Source organism: Nitratiruptor sp. YY08-26 (genome assembly GCF_016593215.1).
GTDB lineage: Bacteria > Campylobacterota > Campylobacteria > Campylobacterales > Nitratiruptoraceae > Nitratiruptor > Nitratiruptor tergarcus.
This window is the reverse complement of record NZ_AP023063.1, coordinates 486,055-511,616: the sequence shown is the minus strand read 5'-3', so window position 1 is coordinate 511,616 and position 25,562 is coordinate 486,055. Positions and strand designations below refer to the sequence as shown.

Sequence of the window (25,562 nt, the reverse complement as noted above, 5' to 3'; positions counted from 1 at the left end):
TCTCATTGATTATCCTTTTGCTGCTCTATCCAGTTCATGACTGCTTGATAACTCCAACGTGAAGCTCTAATCCCTATCTTTATAGGTTTTGGGAATTTGCCATCACGAATATATCTATAGATGGTCGGTTTTGCCATTCCTATCAAATATGAAACCTCTTTGATGTCTATGAGCCTGTCTTGTTGTGGGGTTGGTAGTGTCATTTCAAGCTCTCCTGTAATTCGGCCGCCAACTTTCTGAGCTGATGGGCGATATCATTGATTTGGCTTTTTTCTGCCTCATCCAATATGCCATCAGCTATTGCCTCTTTGATAGTTTTCGCAAGGCTGCCTTGCGCTTCCTCAAGGCTAAATGCCTGTAGTGTGACTGCAATAACTGGATCATCTGATTTTTGAGGATTTGTTTCTGGCTTGCAAAGGGTGTAGCCAAACTCTTTGGCCATCGCTTCGATGATACGAGTATCGCCTGTCAGCTCTGTAATAGCCATCACACGATCAACACTTAATGGCTTATCTGTTCTATTTGGCTCAAGCTGAGCATAGAGGTAGCCTTTTGTAGTTCCCAGTTTCTCTGCTACCCACTCGATCTTTTTGCGTTCTCTATCCATGTAGTCTTTGATAACAGCCTGAGCAGTTTTGTAGATTTTGATGTTGGGGAGTTCGTCATATCCAAAAATATCGTCAATCATGATGTGACCTTTGGTTGATTTTTTGCCTCGTTTATTCTTGAGGTTGTATCGCTTGAGCTGTTATGATTTAAGTAGGACTTAATATCGAGCCAGGCTTCGACTGGGATTCCAAACTCATCTCTAAGAATAATGATGTTTTTCAGAGATGGTCTAGAGTCTCCGTTAAACCATTGGCTTACAGCAGAATGAGTTACATGACATTTTTTTGCAATATTAGTAATGGTTCCGTATTCAAGTTGAAAAGTATTCATGGTTTGATTGTAAGATATACTTACTTATATTTCTCTTAATTATGTAAGTATATCTTTCTATACTTTTGTTAGTATTACTTAAATTTTAAAGGTATTGAAATGGGATACGGAGAGATAATTAGAAGAGCCAGAGAAAAAAAAGGATTAAGCCAAGAAGAATTAGCAAAAATACTTGGAGTAAGCAGGGTAGCTATCACAAATTATGAATTAGAAAAAAATCCCCCCACCTATGAAAATGTTAAAAAATTATCGGAGATACTCGACATACCAGAACAATTTCTCTTCGACAAATCCAAAACACTAGACATCATCAAAAAAGCCATTCAAGACAAAGACCCTGATGCACTCTCGTTTCTCAAATCCCAATACCCTGCAATATCAGAAACTATTGAAGTGCCACTGCTTAACCACGAAGTATCGGCTGGACATGGGATTGAACCGTTTGAAACAGAAGTGATTGATACATTACTCATAGACAAAGAGAAACTATTACCAGAATATCCACCAGAAAGACTCAAAGGCCTAAAAGTTAGAGGCAATTCTATGGAGCCATATGTAAAAAATGGCGATATTGTGATCATGTATCGATTTAATTGGGATGAACCATTAGAAAAAATTGATGATATATATGTGATTAATTACGATAATCAACTGATGGTCAAACAGATCCAGTTTGTGGGAGGTTCAAAAATCAGAATAGTATCTATCAATCCAACCTACCCGCCTATTGAACTTGATATGGATGATAATCAAGTATTTTTTGCGATTCTTGGGAAAGTGGTTTTAAGGATATTGAGGGGGTGAATTATTTAATTTTCCTCACCTCAAACTTCCTGTTTATCACAAACACCGCAATTCCATATTTTTTAGCTAACCTCTTTATCTTGCCTATATATCTATTATCCCGCCTCGTTTCCTGGATCAAGACAATTCCAGGTTTTTTGCCCGTCATCATCGCATAATACAATGCTTGTCCCACGCTTTCAAAAGCTTTTCTTCCAAAGTCCACCTCAAAAGCATAGTTTGATGTTAAACAATCCACACGAGAGCGGTCAGGCAGGCGGTATTCCATCTGACCGTGGACTTTGGTACAGAATACTCTTTGATAATATTTCTCTTTGTGGAGGTGTTTGGCGTGAAGGGATGACAATAGGATAAGAATTATAGATAGTCTAATCAAATCATTACCCCAATAACTCAATCATTATTCTTTCAAAATCCGATCCAGCTTCTTTGAGTTTCTCCAAAATCTCTTTTTCGATCATTTTCATTCCTTTTTAATGATGTATACAGTTTATCCAAAATATAATTACATTCATTTTTTATAATTTTAAATCTATAATCAATGAGTAAAACTCGTCGATACTTTTTATTTTTTCAAGAATTCGTTCTTTTTCTTCGTTGTATTTGTTTTCCATTTCTGCTAATTTTTCTTTTGCAGCATCTATCCTTCGTTTCTGTTTTCTTAGCTTTCTAATTTCGAATTTGATTTGATTTATTTTCATCTCTTCTATTTTTTTCTGCATCCTATATAGAAAATCTGGCTTTTTAAACTCTTCAATATCAGATTCACTCAAATCAAAATATTCGTATTTATATCCATTCTGTTTTTCTAAAAAATATCTATGACAAGCATATTCTATATCTTCAGAAATATTTCTTTTTACTTCAATATAATGCAAAACATCTATATCTCCGTGTTCTTTTTGCAAGCCTTTCATTCGCTCCTTTAAATACAATGTCTTACCTATTTTATATCCTTTTGGGGTTTTACATAAATATATCCATGCCTTCTCTTTTTTAACATATCCTGCTGGGTTTTGCGTCGGCAAATGCTCAAACATTATGTTCTCCTTTTTACAAGACTTATGAATTTTACCATATTTTATGTAATATGTAAGATATACTTACATAATTAAGCTTTAGATAAGTAAGTATATCTTACAATTCTAACAGAGCAACACCAAAGCTCTGAGTCCTATCACAACTCAGCCCCTTTGGCAGGAGAGCACCAGCAGAGATTGCTGGAAGGGGCTTTATAACCGCTGGTAGCCGAGCCACGACAGCGGATAACCTCTGCCCTGCCCCCGCATGCAATACCAATATGCTCGAGCTTTTTTACATGTAAGTTTTTGCGGGGGCTGGGGAGGGGTTAAAACTATATGAAAGGATAAATCATGGAAAATACGACTATCCAAAGCCCAACGAGCAGCTCTCAAACGAGGCGCTAAGGAAGGCAAAAAGGCGAAAGATTTTGACGCTCTTCTTAGAGAAGAGATGGTGAGGCTTGAAAAACAAAACAGGATAAGTGAAGCAAGGGAAGTGAAGCACACATTCTTTGAGCATTCGTTTACTTCAAGAAATTTTTGGATGGAATGGTAAGGAGGGCAGCGGAGCGCCCAATCTCCGCCACCGTTTCCTATCTAATGCGTAACCGCAAGCAGTATATAGCCCACAGCCAACATAAGATAGGCAAAAGTTGCGAGCCAACTTATGTGTTCCATGCGTCCTCCTTTTTGCAGGGTTCCCACCCATTCCCGCTACACAAGTAACACGCCAAAAAAAAAGCCCCGCAGGAGAAACTCCTACGAGGCTTAACGGACGCATGGAACTTGGGCGCATTCCATACACAAGCTGGCTCGTTCATTTTCGAACTTAGCCCAAAGGGCTATTTCAATTATAAAGCGATACACCTTAATTGGAGATAAAGGGGAATTAATGGCACTCAAAATCAAAAGGAAACGTAAATACGCAATTTGCTATCTCTTCGGTGTATTTTGGATCGACTCTAAAACGAAGAAAATCTTAGGAAATTGGTGAAAGGATATGTCATGGATACAACAACTGCACTTATCTTGAGCACTTTGTTCGCAACCTTGTTTTTGATTGTGGCAGGCGTAACTATCTATATAGCTGAGTTTTTCGCTCGCTCGAAAAAGAGCAAAGATGTGGATATCTACGAGCCATACGGCTATGGGAAATATAGAAAGGTGGAGAGATGACAAACGAAGAATACAGAGCGGTAGATGCTATCAGCAGCTCTGATCTCGACTATCTCGATACGAACCCGTATCTATTCAGTCTTGGCATCAGACCGCAAAAGAAAAGCAAGGCAATGGAGTTTGGCACCCTCGTCCACTCGCTCACTCTCGAACCTGAAAAGTTTGACGAAGAGTATGCGGTGGAGGACTTCGAGGGATGCCATCTGAACAAGAACACAAAAGCCTACAAGGAGGCCAAGGCGGAGTGGCTCCAAAATGTAGGCAATAGAAAAATTGTATCAAAAGATGACTTTGAAAAAGCAAAAGAGATAGCTGATCGGGCAAGAAAGCTGATAGAGCCATTCGATGGAGTTGCTGAAGAAAGCCACTTTACAAACTGGAACGAACACATCAAAGTCAAATGTCGTCCTGATTTTTTAACGAATGACGGGCTTTTGATTGATCTTAAAACCATCTCAAACATCAATCTTAACAACGACTACCTTTTGGCCAAAGCTATCAAAGATAGAAAATATCATAGACAGCTTGGCTTCTACAAGATGGTGTTGGAGCTCAAAAGGATCGAAATCAAAGAGGTATTGATCGTTTTTGCGAATACGGACGACCTATGGGTACGAGGTATTCGCCTCAATCACGAAGATATCGAGATCGGAAGGATCGAGGCAAACAATATACTCGACAGATATAACTCGATCCTACTTCACGGACTCGATCTTGGCTCACTTTTCAAGCCGATACAGCTACCACAATATTGATAGATACAAGGAGCGATTTTATTAAAAAATTGTAAAATTAGGTGAAAATTAATAAAAATTAAAAGGCATAGAGATGGGTGAAGAAAACATAGTCAAGAAGGTATGTAAAGAGCTTGGAATTACGCAAAAAGAGTTGGCGGAGAGGATAGGAGTAAATGAAGGGACTCCAGCACAGTGGAGTAGCAAAGGAAATATACCAGAATGGGCTAAAAAGTTTATGGAATGCTTATTAGAAAAAAAAGCCTGTGAAGATAAACTTCAAAAATTTCAAACTGCATTTAAACTTATCGATGAAGCAAAAAAATAGCCGTTCAATTTTTGAACGGCATAATGTGACCATCAATCATATATAAATATCTAAAAAATAATCCACAATCATATTGCCCCTTGACATCTATGATTATAAATCATATAATTTTATTGATTGTTTGATTTTCAATCATATTTTAAAGGGGTAATTATGAAAATTATCAAATTTCAAGATGTCACCATTCAAGTAGAAGACAATAGTCTATTGTCTACTCATTATGTGGCATTAGGATATGGTGTGAGTGATGCAACTATTAGAAGGCACTTGCAGTTACATAATGATGAGTTAGTTGAAAATATACATTACATCATCATGAAAAGTGAAAAAGGAACAAAAAAGCTTATGTGGACACTCGAAGGCGTTCACATGCTTGGCTTTTTCATCAAATCCGAAAGAGCCAAAGAGTTTAGGAAATTCACAGCAAAGCTTTTGACTGAAATTAAGAAAGGCAATGTGCAAGTATCAGTTGCACCGCCCACCAACTGCCCAGCTTCAGACAATATGTCCACAAGGATAAGTGGCTATAAAGGCATAATTGCCCGCAAAAACAAAGAGATTGAAAGATTACGCTGGCAGCTTGCTCTATGCAAAGAAGAACAAAAACTTAACCCAGCACTTCACAATGAGATACTCGACCTTGCAGGATCATTTGGAAGATTAAAAGCGGAACTTAAAGGAAGAGCCGAAACTTTGAGATTTATAGCAAGTGAATTTGATGAAAGGATAAAAAATGTAGACATTTTCCTTGAACGTATCTACAAACTTCTACCAACTGCAAAAGATATAGCTACTAAAAGTCAAAAAGACAAAGAGAAGCAAATCAAATGGGATAACTCTATCCTTAAATACAATTAAAGGAGAAAACATGGCAACACAAATCCAACCAAGAGAACAACAGGCAGCACAACTTGTAAAAAGTTTTATGCCTCAGTTAAAAACTCTACTACAAAACGACAAAAGTAAAGTAAGCGCCTACGCAACCACCCTAAAACAACTTGCACTTAATCCAAATCTAAAAGATGTGGATGTAGAAAGCGTGCTAAAAACAGCGTTTGAGATCGTGCAAGCAGGACTCAATCCAAATCCACTCTTTGGTCAAGCCTATGTCGTCCCATTTAAAACCAAATATGGTACAAAAGCACAGCTTCAAATAGGCTACAAAGGATGGATCAGCCTTGGCTATCGTAATGGATGGAAATTTAGAGCGGTAGCGGTTTATGACGTGGATTATTTCAACATGAAATTTGCAGGGCTGCACGACATTATCGAATTTGAGCCAGATTATGAAAACAGAAACGAAGAGGATGGCACATGGGTATACAAGCATTTACAAGGCGTTATTGTATATGCGCAAGACAAAGAAGGAAATGAATTTAGTGAATTTGTGCCATTTAAAAAGCTTGAAAAACTGCGACTAAAGAGCCAAAACCAAAAAGAGGGGCAGCTCCAATATATTTGGCTTGAATGGGCAGAAGAGATGTACAAGGCAAAAGCTCTTAAATATGTGATTACAAGGCTACCTATCCAAGAGCAAATTATGGATATGGCAGTCAAAGAAGATGAAGTATTCAAGGAGCCTCCAATCGATGTTGAAGCTGTAGAAACAAAACAAAACGATAGCCCGCTTGATAAAAAAATAGAACTGCCTAAACAAAAAGAGCCTATTGAAGCAAAGCCTCAAGAACCCGACTACAAAAAAGAGCTTGTCAAAAAGTTAATAGATAAAAAAATCGCACGAAGCAAAGCATTGAAACTTGCAGATGGTATAGAAAATCCTCAAGAGTATCTGCAGGATGAAGGCAAATTTCAAGAGCTTATCTTGAGCGTTGAAGCCGAGGAAGCAATATGAGCTTCAACAAAATCATCCTCCTCGGCAACATCGTCCGAGAGATAGAACTGCGCTACACACCATCAGGCACGGCAGTAGCAAAAACCGCTATCGCTACCAACAGACGCTACAAAACACAATCAGGCGAGCAAAAAGAGGAAGTCTGCTTCATAGACATCACCTTCTTTGGACGATCCGCCGAAGTTGCCAATCAATATCTTGGCAAAGGCAAACAAGTCCTAATCGAGGGTCGATTAGTGCAAGAGCAGTGGACAGATAAAAACGGACAGAAAAGATCCAAACATTCCGTGCAAGTAGAGAGCATGCAGATGCTTGGATCAAGCAACGGTCAAGCAAATAAATCCCACAAAAACGAGGTTGAGAGCCAAAAAGATGACCAAAAATCAAGCAACAGTCAAGCAAATATACCAGAGGTGGGTATAGACGATGATGAAATTCCATTCTGATAAGGCAACAAATGAAACAAAAACAAATCGGCGGCAACCACTACATCAAGCATAAAATCCAGGTATGGCACATAGTGGATGAATACAACCTCGACTTCTACGAGGGCAACATCCTCAAGTATCTGCTCAGATACAAAGACAAAAATGGTATTGAGGATCTCAAAAAGATGCAGCACTATTTGGAAAAATTGATAGAAAGGGAGACCAGAAAAATGAACACCGACATGACATTCAAACTCATTAGAAGCTGGGCGGACGATAGAGGACTTATAGATAATTCAACACCACAAGCCCAAATGATGAAACTCATCGAGGAGCTTGGAGAGTTGTCAGTCGCTATTCAAAAAGGCAAGAAAGCGGACACGATTGACGCATTTGGAGATACAGTTGTAGTGCTTACAATCATGGCAGCACAGCTTGGATTGGAGCTGGAGGAGTGCGTCAAGGCTGCGTATGAGGAAATCAAAGACCGCAAAGGCTATATGAGCAAAGATGGTGTATTTGTGAAGGAACAATAATGACTGTCAAAAAAGGGAAAACCTACCGACTGAAAGACAACATCTACGGCTTTGACAAGGAAGTCAAAGTCGTAAGCGTTGATAATAAATATATCAAGCTCATAGGATTACATACCAAAGATACGATGTTTTTATCAAAAGAGACATTCGAGAGATGTTATAAGGAAATGGAGCAATGAATACAAAAAAAATATCATATGCTCAATTCAAAACTTCAATACTTTATATCGCTGCATTAAATTGTTTTATAGCAGAGCATATAGCTGATGAAAAAGATAGACCAGCATGTGAAATGTATCACAATTTTGCATGTTCGCTTGCTTTAAGTGTCTCACCGCATGGAATTAAAAACATATTTACATTTCTGTATAACTTAACCCAAATAGCTCAAAATACATTAGTGTTAAATGTGGACTTATCCACCCTTGACGAGGAGTATATGAAAGCTTTTGCAGCTTTTCAAGGATTAGTGAATGGAGATTTAACCAAAAGTAGAAGATTAGTAGAAGAATATGGGCTTAAAGAGTATGTAAGCGATATAACAGATAACTTTTTAACTGAAAAAGTAGATGAGTTCATATCGTTTTTGAAAAAAAATGTGAAATCTCCATTCCTTTTTTATGATGAATTCAAGAAATTTAGTAGGAAATATAAGCTAAAGGATGAAACTGAAGAAGTATTGAAAAAATATTATGAAAAATATAAGAGAGGAGGTAAATGATGAACAACAGCAATGGACTTCCGCCAGATATAGACTATCCATTTGAGCAAGAATCGGAAAAAATATGCAAAAACTGCAAACATATTATGGAGATAAGTGAGAAGAATAATATCTATATCTGCAGGTTGCGCGATGTAAGTAAATATGCAGATGATAGCTGCAAAGACTTCAAGGAGCGAAGCAATGATAACCAAAACCCAACTACTCAATGAAATAGCTAACGAACTATCACAAGAATACAAAGGAATGACCAAAAAGGCTATCAAAGATATAGCGACTTCCATCCTGGACAAAATCAGCGAACATCTCCAGAATGGAAAAGATATACGAATCATAGGTTTTGCAAGCTTTCGCGTGAGAAAACGAAAAGGCGAGAAAGTAAAAGTGTTTGATTTTGCAACGGGCAGGATGAAGGAAATACCACTCAAGCGAAATATTGTCACCGCAAGAATATCAAAAAAGGCGAGATGATGGAGTGCGAAGTATACGACCATTGCGTACTGCGCAAAGAATGCGATACCTGCCCTACTTGGTATCAAAGCTATGTCAAAGCCTGCAAAGAAAGAGGTGTACCTGCGACACAAATGAAGCGAGGCAGTTTCACACCAATGGATGTAACGCCATCAATAGAAGGAGATGACATGACAAAACAAGAGGCAGCAAAAGAGCTTGGAGTAAGCGTAGCAACTGTGACTACATACTTGTCACAAGGCAGACTCAAAAGTGATGGGAATGGGAATGTGGTAGATGAGAGCGTTGAAGAGTATAAACAAAAAAGAGATGAAAACTTGAAGGCACTCAAAGAAAAGAATCAACCCAAAGAAACAGAGACTTTTGAAGAAGCGATGAAGCAAGTCGAGCAAGTCAAACCACACAGAAAAGGAATGAAGCTTATTGATCTTGATACCTTTGAGGCAGCACTAAAGGCTGCATATCAGCAAGGAAGAGCGGAGGCTTTGAAAGAGCTTGAAAGTGAGACAATCACGCTTGATGATGTTCTTGGCGAGTACATACCGAAATTGAAAGAAGGAGCGTAATGGGGAGAGTATCATGGATCTGAATGTTGGAGGCTACTACAAATACAACACTTCAAACTTTTTGAATAGCTACCTGTACAAAAAATATCACAATAAGAAGTGCAAATTGGTCTACATCAGCCCACATATAAGTAATTATGGAGAGGCAGTATTTGATGATGGAAAGAAAATTCCAGTTTTGCTTGAATACCTCAAACCTGCAAGCGATCGTTTTGAACAGGGGCTATTTGCATTTAGTCAAGAAGAAGCAAAAGGAGCATAACATGCCTAAAAAAGGTGAAATCTGGTTCAGAAAGAAATACGCAAGCGAAGGATGTAAACAAGTGCTAGTCCACAGTGTGGATGGGAAATATGTACACATCATCGATGACGATGGAAACAAAGCTTCAATTTTGAAGGAGAGATGGCATGAGTATTTTGGCAAGAGTCCAGCCGAAGCCATTGCTAAAGCAGAGCAAGCCACAGCCTAAGCTTCCAAAGGGAGCCCTGCGAGACTGGGCGTATCTGACGCTTTGTGTGGCTTTATTTGAAATTACGAACGATCCGTCAACATTCATGGACGATGGCGCATATAAGGCTACAGATGACTACAAGCTTGATAAAAGAATCAAGCGCAACTTCAAAAGGCTCATAGAGCGCACAAAAACAGAATATGACAAATTGCCATACTCCGCAAAAGAGAAGATTGAATACTACAAATATGAATTGCTAAGAAAGTTTGAGATGGCATCTTTTGAAAAAGTCAATCTCGAAAGTCTCGCCATCACGCTTTGGCATGCGAGATTCAAAGAGCGAAACAAACCGCTCCATGAGTCCTTGCAATGGACGAGAGAGGCAAACATAGACTATATCTATGATTTGCTTGAAAAGACTGAAATACCAGTCGAAGCATGGGAAAGGATGACGAAAATGGCATATGATGTAGCAGGGGTGATGTGATGGTTTCTCTTGATGAAATCTACGGCATCGGCTTGGATGAGTACTGCCGAATCCAAGGAACCACTCCAGACCAGTTGATACAAAAAACAAAAACAGATATGGTGCTACTCAAAATGCGCCTCCATCATCTTGTATGGCACGAAGTGCAAAACAGCCACACGGATGAGCTGATTAGAGTTGTGAAAGAAAAACTTGAGAGGAAGAGGAAGCATTTGGAGAGGCTGAAGAAGTGGAATAAAAACTAAGTGTGTTTATAGTGTGGTTGGGGTAGAATAAAGGTAAATAGTTTAGCAGAATAGGAAATTTATTAGAAACAATACAAATTAAAAGGGATAATATGGATATAGAAAGAATTAGACAGATATACAATAAGATTAAAGAATCCAATACATACCTTGAGGATTCAACATTAAAGGCTCTTACTGCAATAGCTTTACATAGAGTTGAAGATAAGTGGGGCATTCCTTTTGATCAAGAGTCTATTAATGTATTGCTATCTTTCGTTGACATTACGCCATTTCATACAATAACAAGAACTATGCATAACATAAAATCACATGAAGATTTAGAAACTGTTTATAAAAAATATCAAAAAGAACCTGAATATATGACAGCAGTATTTCATATAAGCAAAATTATAGAGGAATATGCTAATCCAGTGAAAAGAGCATGCAAAGAATTAGGGATTACTCAAAAGGAGCTGGCGGAGAGGATAGGAGTATCTGCTGACACTATTAGTAATTGGGCAAAAGGTAAAACAAAAACACCAAAATGGGCTTTGGAACTTTTTAGGCTTATGAAATTAGAATCAAAATTAAAAGATCAAGATAAAAAACTTGATGAAATAATCCGCATTGCAAAATCTCTAAAATCTGAATGATTCGGATTTTTACTTCAAATTCTCTTGACACAATCTAAATATTTACGATAATATTACATCAATCAAGCAGATAATTCCAAATTATTAGGATTTAATGCTTGAAAAACTCAAAGGAGGCAATTATGGATTTGCAAATTTTTAAAAATGCAGATTTTGAGATACGTGGTGGGCTTATTAATGGTGAGCCATATTTTGTTGCTAATGATATTAGCACTTTACTTGGTTATGCCAATACTCATGCAATGATTGAGAGATTAGATGACGATGAGAAGGTAAAGCTTAAAGATTTATTAAAGAGTAGGATGGGGAAAAATCAAGTCTTACCAAAAATTGAAGGGGTTAGATATGATGCAGTATTGCTAACCGAAAGTGGTTTATACTCTGCAATTCTATGGTCACAAAAGCCAGAAGCCAAAAAATTCAAACGATGGGTAACTCATGATGTGTTACCATCAATTAGAAAACATGGAGTATATGCAAAAGATGAGTTGCTCAACAATCCCGATCTATTCATCGAAGCATTGCAAAGCCTCAAAAAAGAAAGAGAAGCAAGATTAAAAGCACAAAAAGAGCTTGAAGCCAATAAACCTTATGTATCTTTTGCAAAAAGCGTTGAGCAAAGCGTAAATTCTATTCTTATAAGAGAATGGGTTAAAGCACTAAGCAAAGAAAATAATGTAACTATTGGAGAAAAGAGAGCCTTTAACTGGTTAAGAGAAAATGGCTATCTGATGAAAAACAATGAGCCATATCAAAAATGGATCGATGCAGGATATTTTGAAAGAGTAGCACGAACCATAGCAACCACAAAAGGCACAAAAGAAGTCTTCACTACCTATATCACTGGCAAAGGACAAATCAAACTCGGTGAAAAGATAGTGGAAGACTTCAAAGAGCGTGAAGGAGTCGCCTCATGAACGGCTCCATCACATACGAAAGCTGGAAGTATTATAGCATAAAATTCGAGCTTATTAATGCAAAACTGCAAATTTTGGCTATGGCATTGGACGATTTTTGCGATTTTCAGGACAAAAGACTCTTTTATATAAGAGATTGTATTGAAGAACTTGCTGAACAGTATTTAGAAATCCTTGAAGATTTCAACAACCTAAAAACCATCCACCCACAACCACACAATTAAGCACGCTTAAACCATGGCGGGATTTTCCCCGCTACCATAAAAATCACTTTTAGGTGTATGTAACTATATACACAGTTGTGATACACATCTAAAATCCCTATAAAATCGGCATTATAACTCTACCCTTATTCCGTACATAATAAGGGTAGACACTAAACGCTTCGAAATCGATACCTTTAACACTACAAGAAAGGATAACCAATGCAACGCTTCATGTCTACAAAAAAGATGGCAGAATATCTTGGCTATCACCCAGACTATTTGCGTAAAAATATAGGCATACTCTTTTTTGAAGGCGAGCACTTCTTTAAACCGCCAGGCACAAAAAGCTATCGCTGGGACGTACAAAAAATGACTGAATGGATCACATGTAAAAACATCTCCACAACCGCTCAAGAAATCCTTAACAAAATTTTGGCATAATGTAGCCACCCTCAGAGTGGCTGACAAGAAAGGATAGCCACTATGGTTTCCATTTTTAAAAGAGGAAACAAGCTCTATTTACAATTCATTGTCGATGGCAAAAAGAGGCAAAAATCCACTGGACTGACAGACACTCCAGCCAATAGAAAACTGCTCAAAAAAGAGGTTATTCCTGCTTTTGAGGCAAAGCTTGTCACTGGCGAATACAACAAGCCAAAAGCAAAGCCGTTTGAGTACTATGGCGATATATGGCTGCGCTCAAAAGAGAACCTCAAAAGCTACATGGAATGGCACAATATCTATCTACACCAGTTGCTGCCAGTATTTGGAAAGAAAAAGATTGATGCGATCTCAAGAGGAGAGATCAAAGAATTTGTGGATAAAAAACTGCAAGTCGTATCACCAAAGCGGGTGCGAACTTTGATCAACTGCATCAAAGCGATTTTTGATATAGCAATTGACTATGAGCATATATCCACAAATCCAGCAGTTGCGATCAAACTGCCAAGACATACGCCGATAGAGATGATGCCGTTTAGCAAAGAGGAAGTTGAAACGTTGTTGAATAATGCAGACGGCTGGTTCAAAAACTATCTTGCGGTGGCTTTCTATACTGGTGCAAGGCATGGAGAGATAATAGCCTTGCAATGGAGCGATATAGATTTCCATAATCTTACCATAAATATAAACAAGCGTATCAAAAAAGGCAAAGTAGACACGCCAAAAACAAAAAGCTCCATTCGTAAGGTGCCGATCCTAAAGCCACTCCTACCCTATCTGCAAGACCAGTTTCAGTTGTGTCAGGAAGCAAAGAGCATGAGTGTATTTTTCAATCCGCATACAAATAGACCATTTTTGGACACAAAGAAGCTTGCACAATTTTGGAAGCCACTACTTGAGAAGTGCGGATTTGAGTATAGGAGATTCTATAACACTCGCCACACGTTTGTGACGCAAATGATTCGAGCTGGAGTACCGATCCTTGATATAAGCCAAACAGTTGGGCATAAAAGCATAGATGAAACAATACGAACCTATGCAAAATATATGCCTCAAGAGCACCTGAAAATAGATAGAAATTTTGACCCGTTTGCTTGCAATTTGGCTGACAGCAGTGCAGGAGATACCGTAATATCAAGATAGTCGTACACTCCCTCCCTGTCCGCCACGACTTCAAAAAACCCCGTAAATCTGGCTTTTCAACGACTCAAATTAAAAAGTATCAGTTACTTTTGCAGAGCTATTGTTATAATTCTACTAAACTTTAATGTAAGGATAATTTTTATACACTCTTCGCTATTCCCTCATATTTATCTATCCTAACACTTTGCTTAACCAGCTAAATATTTCAAAAATGAGCACACACCAGAAATAAAACCGTTCTCAATGATCCTTTTTAGATAATCCTTCTTTTAAAACCATCTATGAGATCTTGGATAATCAACTTAGAGAATTTTTATACTTCTTAATGCAAAAGTAGCAAAAATTTGAATAAATTCAATAATGAAACAAGAATAAAAATATATTCTATTTTTTCATCAATAATTCCTTATTTTCAACTAAGTTAAATCATTATTAAGTTTTTATTCAATATTATTTAAATATAGAAATTTATAATCATGAAAAAGGAAAATATCATGAAAAGAGATCTTATGAAAATGATCTTTTTTGGTTTAGTGGCATCTCTATTTTTTATAGCAAAACCTGCAAAAGCAGATCATTGGATAAAAGCATATGGTCTGGATAGTTCTGATGAGTTCAACTCTATCATAAAAACAGATAACGGATATATTGCTGCTGGAAGGGTAGGAGGTAATGCATGGATAATGAAATTGGATGACAATGGAAATATAATTTGGCAAAAAAGTTATGGTGAGGATGATTCTGATGAGTTCAACTCTATCATAAAAACAGATAACGGATATATCGCTGCTGGAAGGAAAAGAGATAATGCATGGATAGTGAAATTTGATGAAAATGGAAATATAATTTGGCAAAAAAGTTATGGTGGGGATAGTTCTGATTGCATCAATTCTATCATAAAAACAGATAATGGATATATCGCTGCTGGATATACATATTCTTTTTCTTTTGAGGCAGGATATGCTGATGCATGGATAATGAAGATAAATGAAGATGGAACTATTGCTTGGCAAAAAAGTTATGGAGAAGGGAAGGATGATTTTATCCATTCCATCGTAAAAATAGATGATGGATATATTGCTGCTGGAGATAGTAGTAGTGATGGATGGATAATGAAGATAAATGAAGATGGAACTATTGCTTGGCAAAAAAGTTATGGTGGAAGTAATAATGATAGGATCAATTCCATCGTAAAAATAGATAATGGATATATTGCTGCTGGAGATAGTAGTGGTGATGGATGGATAATGAAGATAAATGAAGATGGAACTATTGCCTGGCAAAAAAGTTATGGTGGAAGTAATGGTTATTGGATCAATTCCATCGTAAAAATAGATAATGGATATATCGCTGCTGGAATTACATATTCTTTTGGAACAGGAAATCAAGATGCATGGATAATGAAATTGGATGACAATGGAAATATAATTTGGCAAAAAAGTTATGGTGGGGATAGTTCTGATTGCATCAATTCTATTATAAAAACAGATAATGGATATATCGCCGCTGGAAGTACATCTTTTGGAGCAGGAAGTGGTGATGGATTTGTTCTTAATCTTGATCAAGATGGATATGTAAATAATTGTGAAATCATAAAAACTTCTTATGCAGAGATAGAAGACACAACTGTACAACCTGTAGATACAGCAATTGTTCCAGTTGATACAGATGCAAATCCAGTTGATACACTTGTAACACCTCATGAAACTAATATAAGTATATATACAATATGTAAATCTGTTGCCACTGTAGCTGTACCTCTTTTTGGACCTTTTGGTTATCTTGTCTTAATAACTTTACTAGGTTTCTTTGGATATAGAAAATCAAGATAAAAGTGGGGGTTTTTCCCGCTTTTTAAAAGGTGGAATTCAAATTTTTAGTATTCCCTGTATTTGCTAAAAATACACAATCTAAAAGCTCCATGGTGTAGAAATAGAAGAGTTTTTTGTTCCAAGAATAGAAAAGATACAACTTCATCAAATTGAACCTTTTCATTTACATATGCTTTTTACTGTTGAAAAAGGGTCTAATGAAAATAGAGTAAAAGAGCATGTTATCAAAGAATTAAAAAATATTCTTAAATTTTTATCATTGGAAAATATTGTTAAAGTTACAGCACAAAAAGTAGAAGATATTCCACTTGATAAAAAAACAGGAAAATTTAAAATAATATATCCTTATAAAGAGAAAAAATAATAGTCGTTACGTCAGAAAAGACAAAAAGAAGATGTAACACCAAGTACTTTGGTTACCTTGCTATGAAATATAACTTGAAATGTTTCTTAGTACCTTAAATATGCAGAAAAAGAGTTCTCTACTACTCTTTTTAGATAACTTAGTTAGGTATCGAAAATATCACACAGAATTAATTGACATAGATACATTTCTAATAAAACTTGATTAATATTTAATCAAGTCGTTATTTGATAATATTTATAGAAAATGAATGAAAAAGGAGAGGAAATGAAAAGAGATCTTATGAAAATGATCTTTTTTAGTTTAGTGGCATCTCTATTTTTTATAGCAAAACCTGCAAAAGCAGATCATTGGATAAAAGCATATGGTCTGGATAGTTATGATGAGTTCAATTCTATCATAAAAATAGATAACGGATATATTACTGCTGGAAGGGCAGGAAATAATGCATGGATAATGAAGCTAAACGAAGAAGGAAGCATAGATTGGCAAAAAAGTTATAGTGGAACTCCAAATCCCGGTTTTGGGTTCAATTCTATCATAAAAACAGATGATGGATATGTTGCTGCTGGGATGATACACTTTGCAGTAGATGAGCCTGATGGATGGATAATAAAGATAGATGAATATGGAGATATTGTTTGGCAAAAAATATATACGGATGGTCACTCTATCAAATCTATCATAAAAACAGTTGATGGATATGTTGCTGCTGGAAGTACATCCGGCAATGACGACGGATGGATAATAAAGATAAATGAAAATGGAACTATAGCTTGGCAAAAAAGATATGGTGGGGGTAATTATGATGGGATCTATTCTATTATAAAAACGAATAATGGATATGTTGCTGCTGGTTATACAAGGTCTTTTGGAGCTAACAGTGCTGATGCATGGATAATAAAATTAAATGAAAATGGAACTATAGCTTGGCAAAAAAGATATGGTGGAGATGAGGATGATTGGATCACTTCTATCACAAAAACTGATGATGGATATGTTGCTGCTGGATATACTGAGTCCTTTGGAGCAGGAGAAGACTATGATGCATGGATAATAAAATTGGATGAAAATGGAAATATAGTTTGGCAATATAGATATGGTGGGGACAAGAAGGATAGAATCAATTCTATTATAAAAACAGATGATGGATATCTTGCAGCAGGAAAAATAAACTCTACAATGATAGAAGGTGGAGATGCATGGATAATGAAGCTGAATGAAGAAGGAGACATAATTTGGCAAAAAAGATATGGTGGAGATAATGAAGATGAGATCAACTCTATCATAAAAACAGATAATGGATATGGTGCTGCTGGAAGAACAGGTCCCGCAATGTCAGAAGAAGGAAGACCTGATGGATTCGTACTAAATCTTGATCAAGATGGAAATGTAAATGATTGCGAAATTATACAAACTTCTCATGCAGAAAAATATCCAACAACTGCACAAACTAACAATATAGTTCAAGATTCCGTAGATTTAGATGTAAACCATGTGTCTGATTCAGATGCAACAATTAGTGATCCAGATATAAATATATATACAATATGTAAATCTGTTTCCACTGTAGCTGTACCTCTTTTTGGACCTTTTGGTTATCTTGTTTTAATAACTTTACTAGGCTTCTTTGGATATAGAAAATCAAGATAAAAGCGGGGGTTTTACCCGCTCTTTTATATAAAACATAAATAATTAAAATCTAAGATATTTTCCCTGTCGCTGATGCTACTAATACAACTCCAAAAGCCCCAATCACTTCACATAAGATAATCGCATATCCTGTTGGCTGATCAAAAAATATGAAAAAAACAAGAGCAATAATGACACTAATGATTCCAAAGATCAAAAAGCGGAGTCATCTATCTTTACACCAAAGCTGCAATACAAGATAGTGTACACTAACGTTCGCAATTTAGCTTGAAGACTTTTTAGGGGGCTTTTCAAGATTTCGAGAATTGAAAAGAGAGAAGAGAGTTGGATAGACTTCCCAGTGAGAATCAAACAAACAGGAGGAAACCAATCTAAGAGCAATAATAGCAAAAAAGAGCTAAAAATATTTAAAGAGATAATGACACAATTTGTGCTTGAAGAGGATCCACTGCTTGCAATGCTGAAATGGATGATGGAGCAGCTGATGCAAATAGAGTCCGAGATGAAAGTTGGAGCTAAAAGGGGGAACATAATAGTGATAGGAAAAGCTATTTCAGTGGATATCGTCCAAGGAGGTTTGATACAAGACTTGGCACTGTATATTTTCGTTTCACTACGTTCACATCACTGCAAGCAGAAGATGGTTCCAAAGATCAGAAAAGGAGGCTATATTCCTTTTTTCATCACAGAGAGAAAAAGAAGTGAGCAGGCATTAATTGCAATGGTAAAAGAAGCCTATGTCAATGGAGTCTCGACAAGAAAGATAGAGCGGTTGGCAAAAGAGTTAGGAATTGAGAATATCAGTGCTTCGCAGGTTTCACAAATCAATAAAGGGCTAGATGAGCAAGTTAAAGAGTTTCGTAATCGTCCGCTGCAAAAGGAGTATCCATTCGTATGGGTTGATGCTTTGTATGAGAAAGTAAGAGATTATGAAGGTAAAGTTGTTTCTACTGCTATTATGATAGCTTATGGTGTAAATTTAGAAGGAAAAAGAGAAATATTGGCAATAGAGCCTTTTATCAATGAAAGCGTAGAAAGTTGGAAAAACTTTTTTAACAAGCTTCAAGCAAGAGGTTTGCAAAAAATAGCATTGCTTATCAGTGATGCGCATTTAGGCATTCAAAAAGCTTTTAAAGAAACATTTCTTAGTGCATCCTGGCAAAGATGCAAAGTGCATTTCATGAGAAATATTCTGGCATATGTTCCCCATAGGGCAAAAGAGAAATTTGCAGCAAAACTAAAAACTGTTTGGCTGCAAGAGAATAAAAAAGATGCACAGGTAATTGCACAGATGATTATTGAGGAATTTGGTAAAAAGTTTCCTGAAGCAATTGAAACACTTCAAAATGGTCTGGAGGATTCACTGCAATTTTATCACTTTCCACAAATTGATAAAAGGAGAATTAGTTCGACCAATGTACTTGAGAGGATAAACAAGGAAATCAGAAGAAGATCTAAAGTTGTCTCCATATTTCCATCAAGAGAATCCTATCTTAGACTCATTGCCACATATCTGATGGAATATACTGAGGACTGGGAAATTGAAAGAAGCTATATACAACCTGACAAGCTTCAGCAGGTAATGGAAATTTACGAGGTACAGCTACAAAAAGCTGCTTGATATGCAATAAAATATTTTTTTCACTGGGAAGAAAATTGCGAACAATACTTGACATTATCAATACAATGTATAAAAAAAGGCTTTTTTATCAAGTTTGTTGGCAGAGTAAATAAAATATCAGTAGCGGCTAATTTACTAAAAAACTCCAAATATTTTAAGCTATAGTAACCATTACACTAGTCATTGCCTAAAATCTTATTGTTTAGAGGCAAAAGAAATGAGAAACGCTTCTAAAAGAGCAAACATAACTATAAATATAATTTGATATTTGCCATCAAAGAAAGCAATGTGTCACCTGCAATGTTAAAATACACCACAGACGCAAGATGAAAATGTACCATCCATGAGATGAGGAAATATAAGAGAATATAATCGCTTCCAAAAATATTTGGAGGCAATAGTGATTACATACGAGGAGTTTGTGATGGTACATACACTTTACAGACAAGGATACAGCATAAGAGCTATTGCAAGGATGACGGGACTTGATAGAAGAACCGTATCCAAAAGACTCAAAGAGGATAAGCTTCTGCCAAGAAAACCGAGAGTTTACAAATCGAAGCTCGATCCATACAAAGAGTATATAAAAAAGAGAATAACTCAAGGGTTGCCGGATAAAATTCCTTCAACGGTAATATACCGGGAGATTACAGCAAAAGGGTATGAGGGGAAGATAAGAATATTGCAGGCGTTTATGAGCGGGCTTTATAAAGAGCATATGAGCGTAAAAGAGGAAGAGGTAGTGCGATTTGAGACAGATCCGGGCGAGCAGGCGCAAGCTGACTGGACGGTGATACGAAGAGGGAAGAATCCCATTTATGCCTTTGCGATGATTTTAGGCTATAGCAGATACGCATTTATCTGCTTTACAGACAATATGCGCTTTGATAGTTTTATAGATTGTCATAAAAAGGCTTTCGCCTTCTTTGGGGGAGTGCCTAGAACCATTCTTTACGACAACCTCAAAAGCGTGGTGATAGAGCATAACGCTTACGGGAATGCAAAACACAGATTTAATGAGAGGTTTTTGGATTTTTCCAAAGAGTATGGATTTATTCCAAAACTTTGTAAACCCTACAGGGCAAAAACAAAAGGGAAGGTAGAGAGAGTTATAGGCTATATGAAAGGAAACTTCTATATTCCTTTGAAAGCAAGACTCAAAAACTCTTCGCTTGTTATAGATACAAAGCTTCTTAACAGCCAGATATTTCAGTGGCTTGAAATTGTTCATAATAGAGTGCACGCAACAACGAAGCAAAAACCAAAAGAGCTCTTTATAAAAGAGCAAAAAGTTCTGCTGCCGCTAATAATTTCAGCCAAGCCAAAAAGCTTGCATAACAAAAAAGAATATGACAATTGCATAGATAAAAAGCTTTCCTTGTCAAATAAAAAGTATAAAAACAGCATAAACATACATAATACAGCTAAGAGTTCTTTAGAGGAGTATGATGCGCTTTTGGGAGTTTGCCATGCATAAAGAGATACACAGTATAAATGAACAGATACAAGAGTATGCTGCGCTTTTTAAACTTCCTGCCATTAAAGAGAGCTTTTCATCCATAGCGCAAGAAGCAGCTAAAAAGAATCTTTCATACAGCCACTTTTTGCTTGAGCTTTTTAGATATGAACATCAAAAGAAGATAGAGCGTTCAAAAGCAACAACACTAAAAATGGCAGGCTTTCCAAAAGTAAAGACCATAGAGATGTTTGATTTCTCATCTTCTGCGGTAGATAGAAATATTATTAATGAACTTTCTACTTTAAGATTTATAGAGAATGCCGAAAATATCCTGCTTATTGGACCAAGCGGTGTTGGGAAAACCCACATGGCCATAGCTTTGGGATATCTTGCTACACAAGCAAGAATAAAAACAAAATTCATCACTGCAGCAGATCTGCTTTTACAACTTGAGATTGCGCAGCAGACCAACAGGTTGCAGCACTATTTCAAAAAGGTTATCAATACGGTAAAACTCTTGATTATCGATGAATTTGGCTATATCAAGCTCAATGAAAACCAGGCCAATCTCTTTTTCCAGGTTATCAATAAACGGTATGAAATAGGATCAATTATCATTACAAGCAATCTATCTTTTACAAAATTCAAGGAGGTGCTCAACAATGATGAAGCGTTAACTACAGCAATACTTGATAGGCTTATTCACCATAGCCATATACTCAATATCCAAGGTGAAAGCTACAGGCTTAAGCAAAAAAGAAAAGCTGGTGTCCTTACTGGACTCGATAACAATTTTTAGTTTCAAAGTGGTACATTTTCACTTCGCATCTTGGTACATTTTTAGGTTGCACTTGACAGCAATGAGCAGCTATTATAAGCAAAATACCTAATACTCGACTCTTTTTGCAAAAGAACGGCAATCTTTTTGCCATAGCTATTTTTTCTTATTTCTTACATAAATTGCTTTTGGTCCGTTGAAGCTTTTACGCTCATCTATTTCAAAAAGTCCTGTAGCTTTGACCAATTCACTAAGTTTTTTATATCTATAATTTCTTGGATCAAACTGAGGAGACTGCTTAGCAATATAGTTTCCCAATGCCCCTAGATGTACCCAACCACTCTCATCACTTGTCGCATCAGTAGCCTCTTGCAAAAGACGTATTAGTTTTTTATCACGCCTGAGCTCTTGCGTACTCCATCTCTTTTGGTTCTCTTCACTCTGCTCGTCGGCTCTTAAAATCTCTGTATAGATAAACTTGTCATAGGCTGAGACAAACGGTAGTGGAGTCTTCTTTTCCCCAAATCCATATACTATCAAACCAGACTCTCTGATTCTTGATGCGAGCTTTGTAAAGTCACTATCACTACTTACGATACAAAAACCATCAAAATTTCCTGAATAGAGAAGATCCATAGCATCAATAATCATGGTACTATCTGTAGCATTTTTGCCTGTAGTATAACCAAACTGTTGTATAGGCAAAATAGAGTAGGTAAGCAGTACCTCCTTCCAGACTTTGAGTTTTGGACTTGTCCAATCACCATATATTCTTTTCACATAGGATGTACCATATTTTGCGATCTCTGCCAAAAACGCATCGATAATAGAAGGCTGTGCATTGTCTGCATCGATGAGGACTGCTAGTTTTTCAGGTTTTTCCTATTGCTACTTTTTTACTATAATTATACAAAAAGACTTAGAATGCGACTCTTTATCGATGCTGATGCACTCCCTAATATGCTCAAACCTCTTTTACTCAAAGCAATAACAAGATACAAAATTCCCACATATATTGTTTCTAATAAGCCTGTATCTATCGGATCTTCACCCTTTATCCAGTCAATTATTGTAGACCAAGGTATTGATAAAGCAGATCTATGGATCATTGAGCAGATAGAGCCAGAAGATCTCGTCATTACAGCAGATATTCCTCTAGCTGATAAAGTAGTTGCAAAAGGGGCTTGGGCATTAGATCACAGAGGAATACTCTACGATCCTGAGAATATCAAACACTATCTTGCTCTGCGCAATCTCATGCAAACGATACGAGATACTGGAGAAAAAACGAAAGGGCCTGCATCTTTTGGTCCAAAAGATAAACAGGCCTTTGCAAATGCTCTGAGTAAATTTTTAGCTAAACACGTTACACATTAGATAGCATCTGGAATGGGATAGTTTTCAACGACAAAATCGATATCTTTATCCCCACGTCCACTTAAATTCACTAAAATTGCTTCATCTTTATGCTCTTTTGCATGCTTCATCGCATAGGCTACAGCATGGGCAGATTCAAGAGCAGGAATAATTCCTTCAAGTCTTGAGAGTTTATAAAAAGCATCAATTGCTTCATCATCGCTAATAGTTTTTACTTTCGTTCTTCCAATCTCTTTGAGATAAGCATGCTCTGGTCCTACAGATGGATAATCGACTCCACTTCCAATGGAGTGCACAGGTGCGGGGTTACCTTTTTCGTCTTTGAGCATAATAGAGTTAAACCCATGTAAAATCCCCTCTTCCCCATACGTCAAAGAGGCCGCATGTTCACCAAGTTTCTCCCCTTTTCCCAAAGGCTCTACCGCATAAAGCTCAACAGGATCTTCAATAAATGCACTAAAAAGCCCCATGGCATTACTTCCACCACCTACCACAGCAGCGCAAGCATCTGGGAGTCTCCCCGTCATCTCATAAAACTGCTCTTTTGCCTCAAATCCCACAACAGATTGAAAATCGCGTACCATTTTTGGAAAAGGGTGAGGCCCAACAACAGAACCAATTGCGTACATAGCAATATCAGCTTGTTTGAGGTAGCTCTCAAAGCAGCTATCGACTGCCTCTTTGAGTGTTCTAAGACCATGTTTTACAGGAACTACTTTGGCTCCTAAAATTTGCATACGCACAACATTTGGCCGCTCTTTTTCCATATCAACTTCACCCATATGAATCTCACATTCAAGCCCAAAATATGCAGCTGCTGTAGCCAATGCTACACCATGCTGTCCTGCACCAGTTTCTGCCATAATCTTCTTTTTGCCAAGATATTTTGCAAGCAACGCTTCAGCCATACAGTGGTTCAGTTTATGTGCTCCTGTATGATTGAGATCCTCTCTTTTGAGGTAAATCTGCCCGCCGCCAATATATTCGCTTAATCTATGGCAGTAATAGACTGGAGTTGGTCGCCCCTGAAAATGCTTTCTGATTCTTCTTAGCTCATCGAGATACTCAAAACTTTTAGAAAGTTTTTCATACGCATCATTTATCTCTTCAAAAGCCTTTTCAAGCTCAGGAGGAATGAAAGCTCCACCATATTTTCCAAAATATCCCTTTTTATCTGGCACTCTCTCAAGATATGGACGCTGCATATCAAATCCTTTTTTGTTTTATGATAATATTTTTTGTCTTAAAGTCTCCATTACCTCTTTGCAAAACTTCTTTTCATCTATACTCTTTTGATAGAGCCTATTGTAAAGCCGAATATAATGCAAGACTATATGCTCAACTTCATCAAGTGCAATGTCACTGCTGGCAATATTATTTGAAATAATAGTTGCTAAGAGTTTTGAATCTGTTGTCATAGATACTGCTCTATCTTTTCCATTGCTTCTTTTGCTCCCATCGCCAAAGAGATATCTGCCCCCTCACTCTCTCTTGGATTGATACGTATGAGAGGAGCATGAAAGCTTCTTGCAATCTGCTCTCCCATTATCCGAATTGTTGGTACAGCAGCACCTGCACCAAATTCTAAAATAGCAAGCTTTCCATCTATTTTTTGCAAAAAAGCTTCAAACCGTTTGCGCTGTTCCTGCTCACGAGACTCTATCCACTTCCAATCGCCAAACATCAAAATATTTGGTCTTGCTATAGCTTGGCATTGTGAACATCTTGGTAATGGATCTTTGGCTAAAAAACGCTCTTCATCGATAACTATCTCTACATTTTCAGCACTCCAAATAACCTGATTGCAAGGAACACTACACTGCATATAGTGAATACTTCCATGTACCTCATCGATCTTTTCTTCATCAAATCCGGCTTTTTGAAACTGCCCATCTACATTGGAAGTAAGAACAAAATAGTCTTTTTTGCTTTTAGCAATTGCTAGAAGTTTCGCAAATCCACTATGAGGAGTGGTGTCACGATAGAGATGGAGTCTATGCCCATAAAAAGCCCATGCAAGATGAGGTTCTTCTTCAAACCATCTAGGATTTGCCAGCTCTTCAAACCGCAGTCCAAGCCTTTTTGCTACTGGATAGGCTCTCCAAAACCCTTCAACTCCTCTAAAATCAGGAAGCCCACTATCAACTCCCATTCCAGCTCCAGCTGTGATGAGGAGATACTCTGCATCTTTTATGATATTAGCAGCTTTGGCTATCATGATTTTCTCCCACACTTTTTATTATTGTATAACATTTTGAAGTACAACTATGAGATTAATGTAAATTATTATGTAAAAAAATGAGAGACAAATAGTAAAATAAAATGAATTAATAATTCAATATTTAATACGAATGCAGATAGAGATCGGAAAAGGA

At 37.0% G+C, this 25,562-nt stretch carries 36 protein-coding genes and 2 pseudogenes; 29 read left to right on the top strand and 9 right to left on the bottom strand.

Features of this window, described 5'->3' with window-relative positions; all coding sequences use genetic code 11:
• Positions 1-2: 2 nt before the first annotated feature.
• The 3 genes from JG738_RS02940 to JG738_RS10620 are packed head-to-tail and all read right to left on the bottom strand — an operon-like array spanning position 3 to position 939.
• Positions 3-203, bottom strand: coding sequence for an AlpA family transcriptional regulator (locus JG738_RS02940; RefSeq protein ID WP_201338290.1), 201 nt, complete (start codon positions 201-203; stop codon positions 3-5).
• Positions 200-688 (bottom strand): phage regulatory CII family protein, encoded by a 489-nt coding sequence (locus JG738_RS02935; protein ID WP_201338289.1) that lies wholly within the window; start codon positions 686-688, stop codon positions 200-202. The genes JG738_RS02940 and JG738_RS02935 overlap by 4 nt, the downstream gene beginning before the upstream one ends.
• Complete coding sequence (locus JG738_RS10620) at positions 685-939, bottom strand: helix-turn-helix transcriptional regulator (protein ID WP_201338288.1); 255 nt, start codon at positions 937-939, stop codon at positions 685-687. The genes JG738_RS02935 and JG738_RS10620 overlap by 4 nt, the downstream gene beginning before the upstream one ends.
• A gap of 99 nt (positions 940-1,038) precedes the next feature.
• Between JG738_RS10620 and JG738_RS02925 the strand changes: the two genes are divergently transcribed.
• Positions 1,039-1,743: an XRE family transcriptional regulator gene (locus JG738_RS02925; protein ID WP_201338287.1), complete on the top strand. Its 705-nt coding sequence runs from the start codon at positions 1,039-1,041 to the stop codon at positions 1,741-1,743.
• Position 1,744: 1 nt separating this feature from the next.
• Here the strand turns inward: JG738_RS02925 and JG738_RS02920 are convergent, their stop codons facing one another.
• Together JG738_RS02920 and JG738_RS02915 are read right to left on the bottom strand one after the other, a co-directional pair.
• Positions 1,745-2,140, bottom strand: coding sequence for a hypothetical protein (locus tag JG738_RS02920; protein ID WP_201340471.1), 396 nt, complete (start codon positions 2,138-2,140; stop codon positions 1,745-1,747).
• 121 nt (positions 2,141-2,261) lie between these two features.
• Positions 2,262-2,783: a GIY-YIG nuclease family protein gene (locus tag JG738_RS02915; RefSeq protein WP_201338285.1), complete on the bottom strand. Its 522-nt coding sequence runs from the start codon at positions 2,781-2,783 to the stop codon at positions 2,262-2,264.
• 987 nt (positions 2,784-3,770) lie between these two features.
• Between JG738_RS02915 and JG738_RS02910 the strand changes: the two genes are divergently transcribed.
• The 27 genes and pseudogenes from JG738_RS02910 (at position 3,771) to istB (ending at position 21,831) form a co-directional block, all read left to right on the top strand.
• Entirely contained in the window at positions 3,771-3,941 is a 171-nt protein-coding gene (locus tag JG738_RS02910) for a hypothetical protein (protein WP_201338284.1), read from the top strand.
• Positions 3,938-4,696, top strand: coding sequence for a PD-(D/E)XK nuclease-like domain-containing protein (locus JG738_RS02905; protein ID WP_201338283.1), 759 nt, complete (start codon positions 3,938-3,940; stop codon positions 4,694-4,696). The genes JG738_RS02910 and JG738_RS02905 overlap by 4 nt, the downstream gene beginning before the upstream one ends.
• A gap of 73 nt (positions 4,697-4,769) precedes the next feature.
• A complete protein-coding gene (locus JG738_RS02900; protein ID WP_201338282.1) occupies positions 4,770-5,003 on the top strand; it encodes a helix-turn-helix domain-containing protein in 234 nt (77 codons plus the stop codon).
• A gap of 153 nt (positions 5,004-5,156) precedes the next feature.
• Positions 5,157-5,861, top strand: coding sequence for a hypothetical protein (locus JG738_RS02895; RefSeq protein ID WP_201338281.1), 705 nt, complete (start codon positions 5,157-5,159; stop codon positions 5,859-5,861).
• 10 nt (positions 5,862-5,871) lie between these two features.
• The gene (locus JG738_RS02890; protein ID WP_201338280.1) at positions 5,872-6,855 is read left to right on the top strand and encodes a recombinase RecT; all 984 of its coding nucleotides are present in this window, start codon (positions 5,872-5,874) and stop codon (positions 6,853-6,855) included.
• Positions 6,852-7,301 (top strand): single-stranded DNA-binding protein, encoded by a 450-nt coding sequence (ssb, locus tag JG738_RS02885; RefSeq protein WP_201338279.1) that lies wholly within the window; start codon positions 6,852-6,854, stop codon positions 7,299-7,301. Before JG738_RS02890 ends, ssb begins: the two co-directional genes overlap by 4 nt.
• 11 nt (positions 7,302-7,312) lie before the next feature.
• Entirely contained in the window at positions 7,313-7,819 is a 507-nt protein-coding gene (locus JG738_RS02880) for a DUF3310 domain-containing protein (RefSeq protein WP_201338278.1), read from the top strand.
• The gene (locus JG738_RS02875; RefSeq protein WP_201338277.1) at positions 7,819-7,998 is read left to right on the top strand and encodes a hypothetical protein; all 180 of its coding nucleotides are present in this window, start codon (positions 7,819-7,821) and stop codon (positions 7,996-7,998) included. Before JG738_RS02880 ends, JG738_RS02875 begins: the two co-directional genes overlap by 1 nt.
• On the top strand, positions 7,995-8,540 hold the full coding sequence (locus JG738_RS02870; RefSeq protein WP_201338276.1) for a hypothetical protein: 546 nt from the start codon (positions 7,995-7,997) through the stop codon (positions 8,538-8,540). Before JG738_RS02875 ends, JG738_RS02870 begins: the two co-directional genes overlap by 4 nt.
• Entirely contained in the window at positions 8,537-8,752 is a 216-nt protein-coding gene (locus tag JG738_RS02865) for a hypothetical protein (RefSeq protein ID WP_201338275.1), read from the top strand. The genes JG738_RS02870 and JG738_RS02865 overlap by 4 nt, the downstream gene beginning before the upstream one ends.
• Entirely contained in the window at positions 8,724-9,011 is a 288-nt protein-coding gene (locus JG738_RS02860; protein WP_201338274.1) for an HU family DNA-binding protein, read from the top strand. Before JG738_RS02865 ends, JG738_RS02860 begins: the two co-directional genes overlap by 29 nt.
• Positions 9,011-9,577 carry a helix-turn-helix domain-containing protein gene (locus JG738_RS02855; protein ID WP_201338273.1) on the top strand — a complete coding sequence of 189 codons (567 nt, stop codon included), beginning with the start codon at positions 9,011-9,013 and terminating at the stop codon, positions 9,575-9,577. The genes JG738_RS02860 and JG738_RS02855 overlap by 1 nt, the downstream gene beginning before the upstream one ends.
• A gap of 13 nt (positions 9,578-9,590) precedes the next feature.
• A complete protein-coding gene (locus JG738_RS02850) occupies positions 9,591-9,839 on the top strand; it encodes a hypothetical protein (protein ID WP_201338272.1) in 249 nt (82 codons plus the stop codon).
• A gap of 61 nt (positions 9,840-9,900) precedes the next feature.
• Positions 9,901-10,047: a hypothetical protein gene (locus JG738_RS02845; RefSeq protein ID WP_201338271.1), complete on the top strand. Its 147-nt coding sequence runs from the start codon at positions 9,901-9,903 to the stop codon at positions 10,045-10,047.
• 46 nt (positions 10,048-10,093) lie between these two features.
• Positions 10,094-10,516, top strand: a complete 423-nt coding sequence (locus tag JG738_RS02840) for a hypothetical protein (RefSeq protein ID WP_201338270.1) — start codon at positions 10,094-10,096, stop codon at positions 10,514-10,516.
• Positions 10,516-10,761: a hypothetical protein gene (locus tag JG738_RS02835; protein WP_201338269.1), complete on the top strand. Its 246-nt coding sequence runs from the start codon at positions 10,516-10,518 to the stop codon at positions 10,759-10,761. The genes JG738_RS02840 and JG738_RS02835 overlap by 1 nt, the downstream gene beginning before the upstream one ends.
• Before the next feature lie 92 nt (positions 10,762-10,853).
• Positions 10,854-11,396 (top strand): DNA-binding transcriptional regulator, encoded by a 543-nt coding sequence (locus tag JG738_RS02830; RefSeq protein WP_201338268.1) that lies wholly within the window; start codon positions 10,854-10,856, stop codon positions 11,394-11,396.
• Positions 11,397-11,518: 122 nt separating this feature from the next.
• On the top strand, positions 11,519-12,313 hold the full coding sequence (locus tag JG738_RS02825) for a phage antirepressor KilAC domain-containing protein (RefSeq protein ID WP_201338267.1): 795 nt from the start codon (positions 11,519-11,521) through the stop codon (positions 12,311-12,313).
• Positions 12,310-12,537 carry a hypothetical protein gene (locus JG738_RS02820; protein WP_201338266.1) on the top strand — a complete coding sequence of 76 codons (228 nt, stop codon included), beginning with the start codon at positions 12,310-12,312 and terminating at the stop codon, positions 12,535-12,537. The genes JG738_RS02825 and JG738_RS02820 overlap by 4 nt, the downstream gene beginning before the upstream one ends.
• Before the next feature lie 201 nt (positions 12,538-12,738).
• The gene (locus tag JG738_RS02815) at positions 12,739-12,960 is read left to right on the top strand and encodes a hypothetical protein (protein ID WP_201338265.1); all 222 of its coding nucleotides are present in this window, start codon (positions 12,739-12,741) and stop codon (positions 12,958-12,960) included.
• 42 nt (positions 12,961-13,002) lie between these two features.
• Positions 13,003-14,103, top strand: a complete 1,101-nt coding sequence (locus JG738_RS02810) for a site-specific integrase (protein WP_201338264.1) — start codon at positions 13,003-13,005, stop codon at positions 14,101-14,103.
• A gap of 494 nt (positions 14,104-14,597) precedes the next feature.
• Entirely contained in the window at positions 14,598-15,935 is a 1,338-nt protein-coding gene (locus JG738_RS02805) for a hypothetical protein (RefSeq protein ID WP_201338263.1), read from the top strand.
• A 169-nt stretch (positions 15,936-16,104) separates the two neighbouring features.
• A complete protein-coding gene (locus JG738_RS02800; RefSeq protein ID WP_084275412.1) occupies positions 16,105-16,299 on the top strand; it encodes a hypothetical protein in 195 nt (64 codons plus the stop codon).
• 267 nt (positions 16,300-16,566) lie between these two features.
• Positions 16,567-17,952, top strand: coding sequence for a hypothetical protein (locus JG738_RS02795; RefSeq protein ID WP_201338262.1), 1,386 nt, complete (start codon positions 16,567-16,569; stop codon positions 17,950-17,952).
• A 418-nt stretch (positions 17,953-18,370) separates the two neighbouring features.
• Positions 18,371-19,573, top strand: a pseudogene (locus JG738_RS02790) (IS256 family transposase).
• A gap of 388 nt (positions 19,574-19,961) precedes the next feature.
• The gene (gene istA / locus JG738_RS02785; RefSeq protein WP_201337008.1) at positions 19,962-21,050 is read left to right on the top strand and encodes an IS21 family transposase; all 1,089 of its coding nucleotides are present in this window, start codon (positions 19,962-19,964) and stop codon (positions 21,048-21,050) included.
• The gene (gene istB, locus JG738_RS02780; RefSeq protein WP_370583670.1) at positions 21,022-21,831 is read left to right on the top strand and encodes an IS21-like element helper ATPase IstB; all 810 of its coding nucleotides are present in this window, start codon (positions 21,022-21,024) and stop codon (positions 21,829-21,831) included. The genes istA and istB overlap by 29 nt, the downstream gene beginning before the upstream one ends.
• 135 nt (positions 21,832-21,966) lie before the next feature.
• On the opposite strand, the pseudogene JG738_RS10615 reads toward istB, so the two are convergent.
• A pseudogene (locus JG738_RS10615) lies at positions 21,967-22,692 on the bottom strand (NYN domain-containing protein); the annotation flags it as partial.
• A gap of 42 nt (positions 22,693-22,734) precedes the next feature.
• On the opposite strand from JG738_RS10615, the gene JG738_RS02770 reads away from it, so the two are divergent.
• A complete protein-coding gene (locus JG738_RS02770; protein ID WP_201338261.1) occupies positions 22,735-23,187 on the top strand; it encodes a YaiI/YqxD family protein in 453 nt (150 codons plus the stop codon).
• On the opposite strand, the gene trpB is transcribed toward JG738_RS02770, so the two are convergent.
• From trpB to JG738_RS02755, 3 genes are read right to left on the bottom strand one after another with little or no spacing between them, the layout of a single operon-like run.
• Complete coding sequence (gene trpB, locus JG738_RS02765; protein ID WP_201338260.1) at positions 23,184-24,392, bottom strand: tryptophan synthase subunit beta; 1,209 nt, start codon at positions 24,390-24,392, stop codon at positions 23,184-23,186. The genes JG738_RS02770 and trpB overlap by 4 nt on opposite strands.
• Positions 24,393-24,410: 18 nt before the next feature.
• Positions 24,411-24,605 carry a hypothetical protein gene (locus tag JG738_RS02760; RefSeq protein WP_201338259.1) on the bottom strand — a complete coding sequence of 65 codons (195 nt, stop codon included), beginning with the start codon at positions 24,603-24,605 and terminating at the stop codon, positions 24,411-24,413.
• Positions 24,602-25,405 (bottom strand): Sir2 family NAD-dependent protein deacetylase, encoded by an 804-nt coding sequence (locus JG738_RS02755; protein WP_201338258.1) that lies wholly within the window; start codon positions 25,403-25,405, stop codon positions 24,602-24,604. The genes JG738_RS02760 and JG738_RS02755 overlap by 4 nt, the downstream gene beginning before the upstream one ends.
• Between the last annotated feature and the right edge of the window lie 157 nt (positions 25,406-25,562).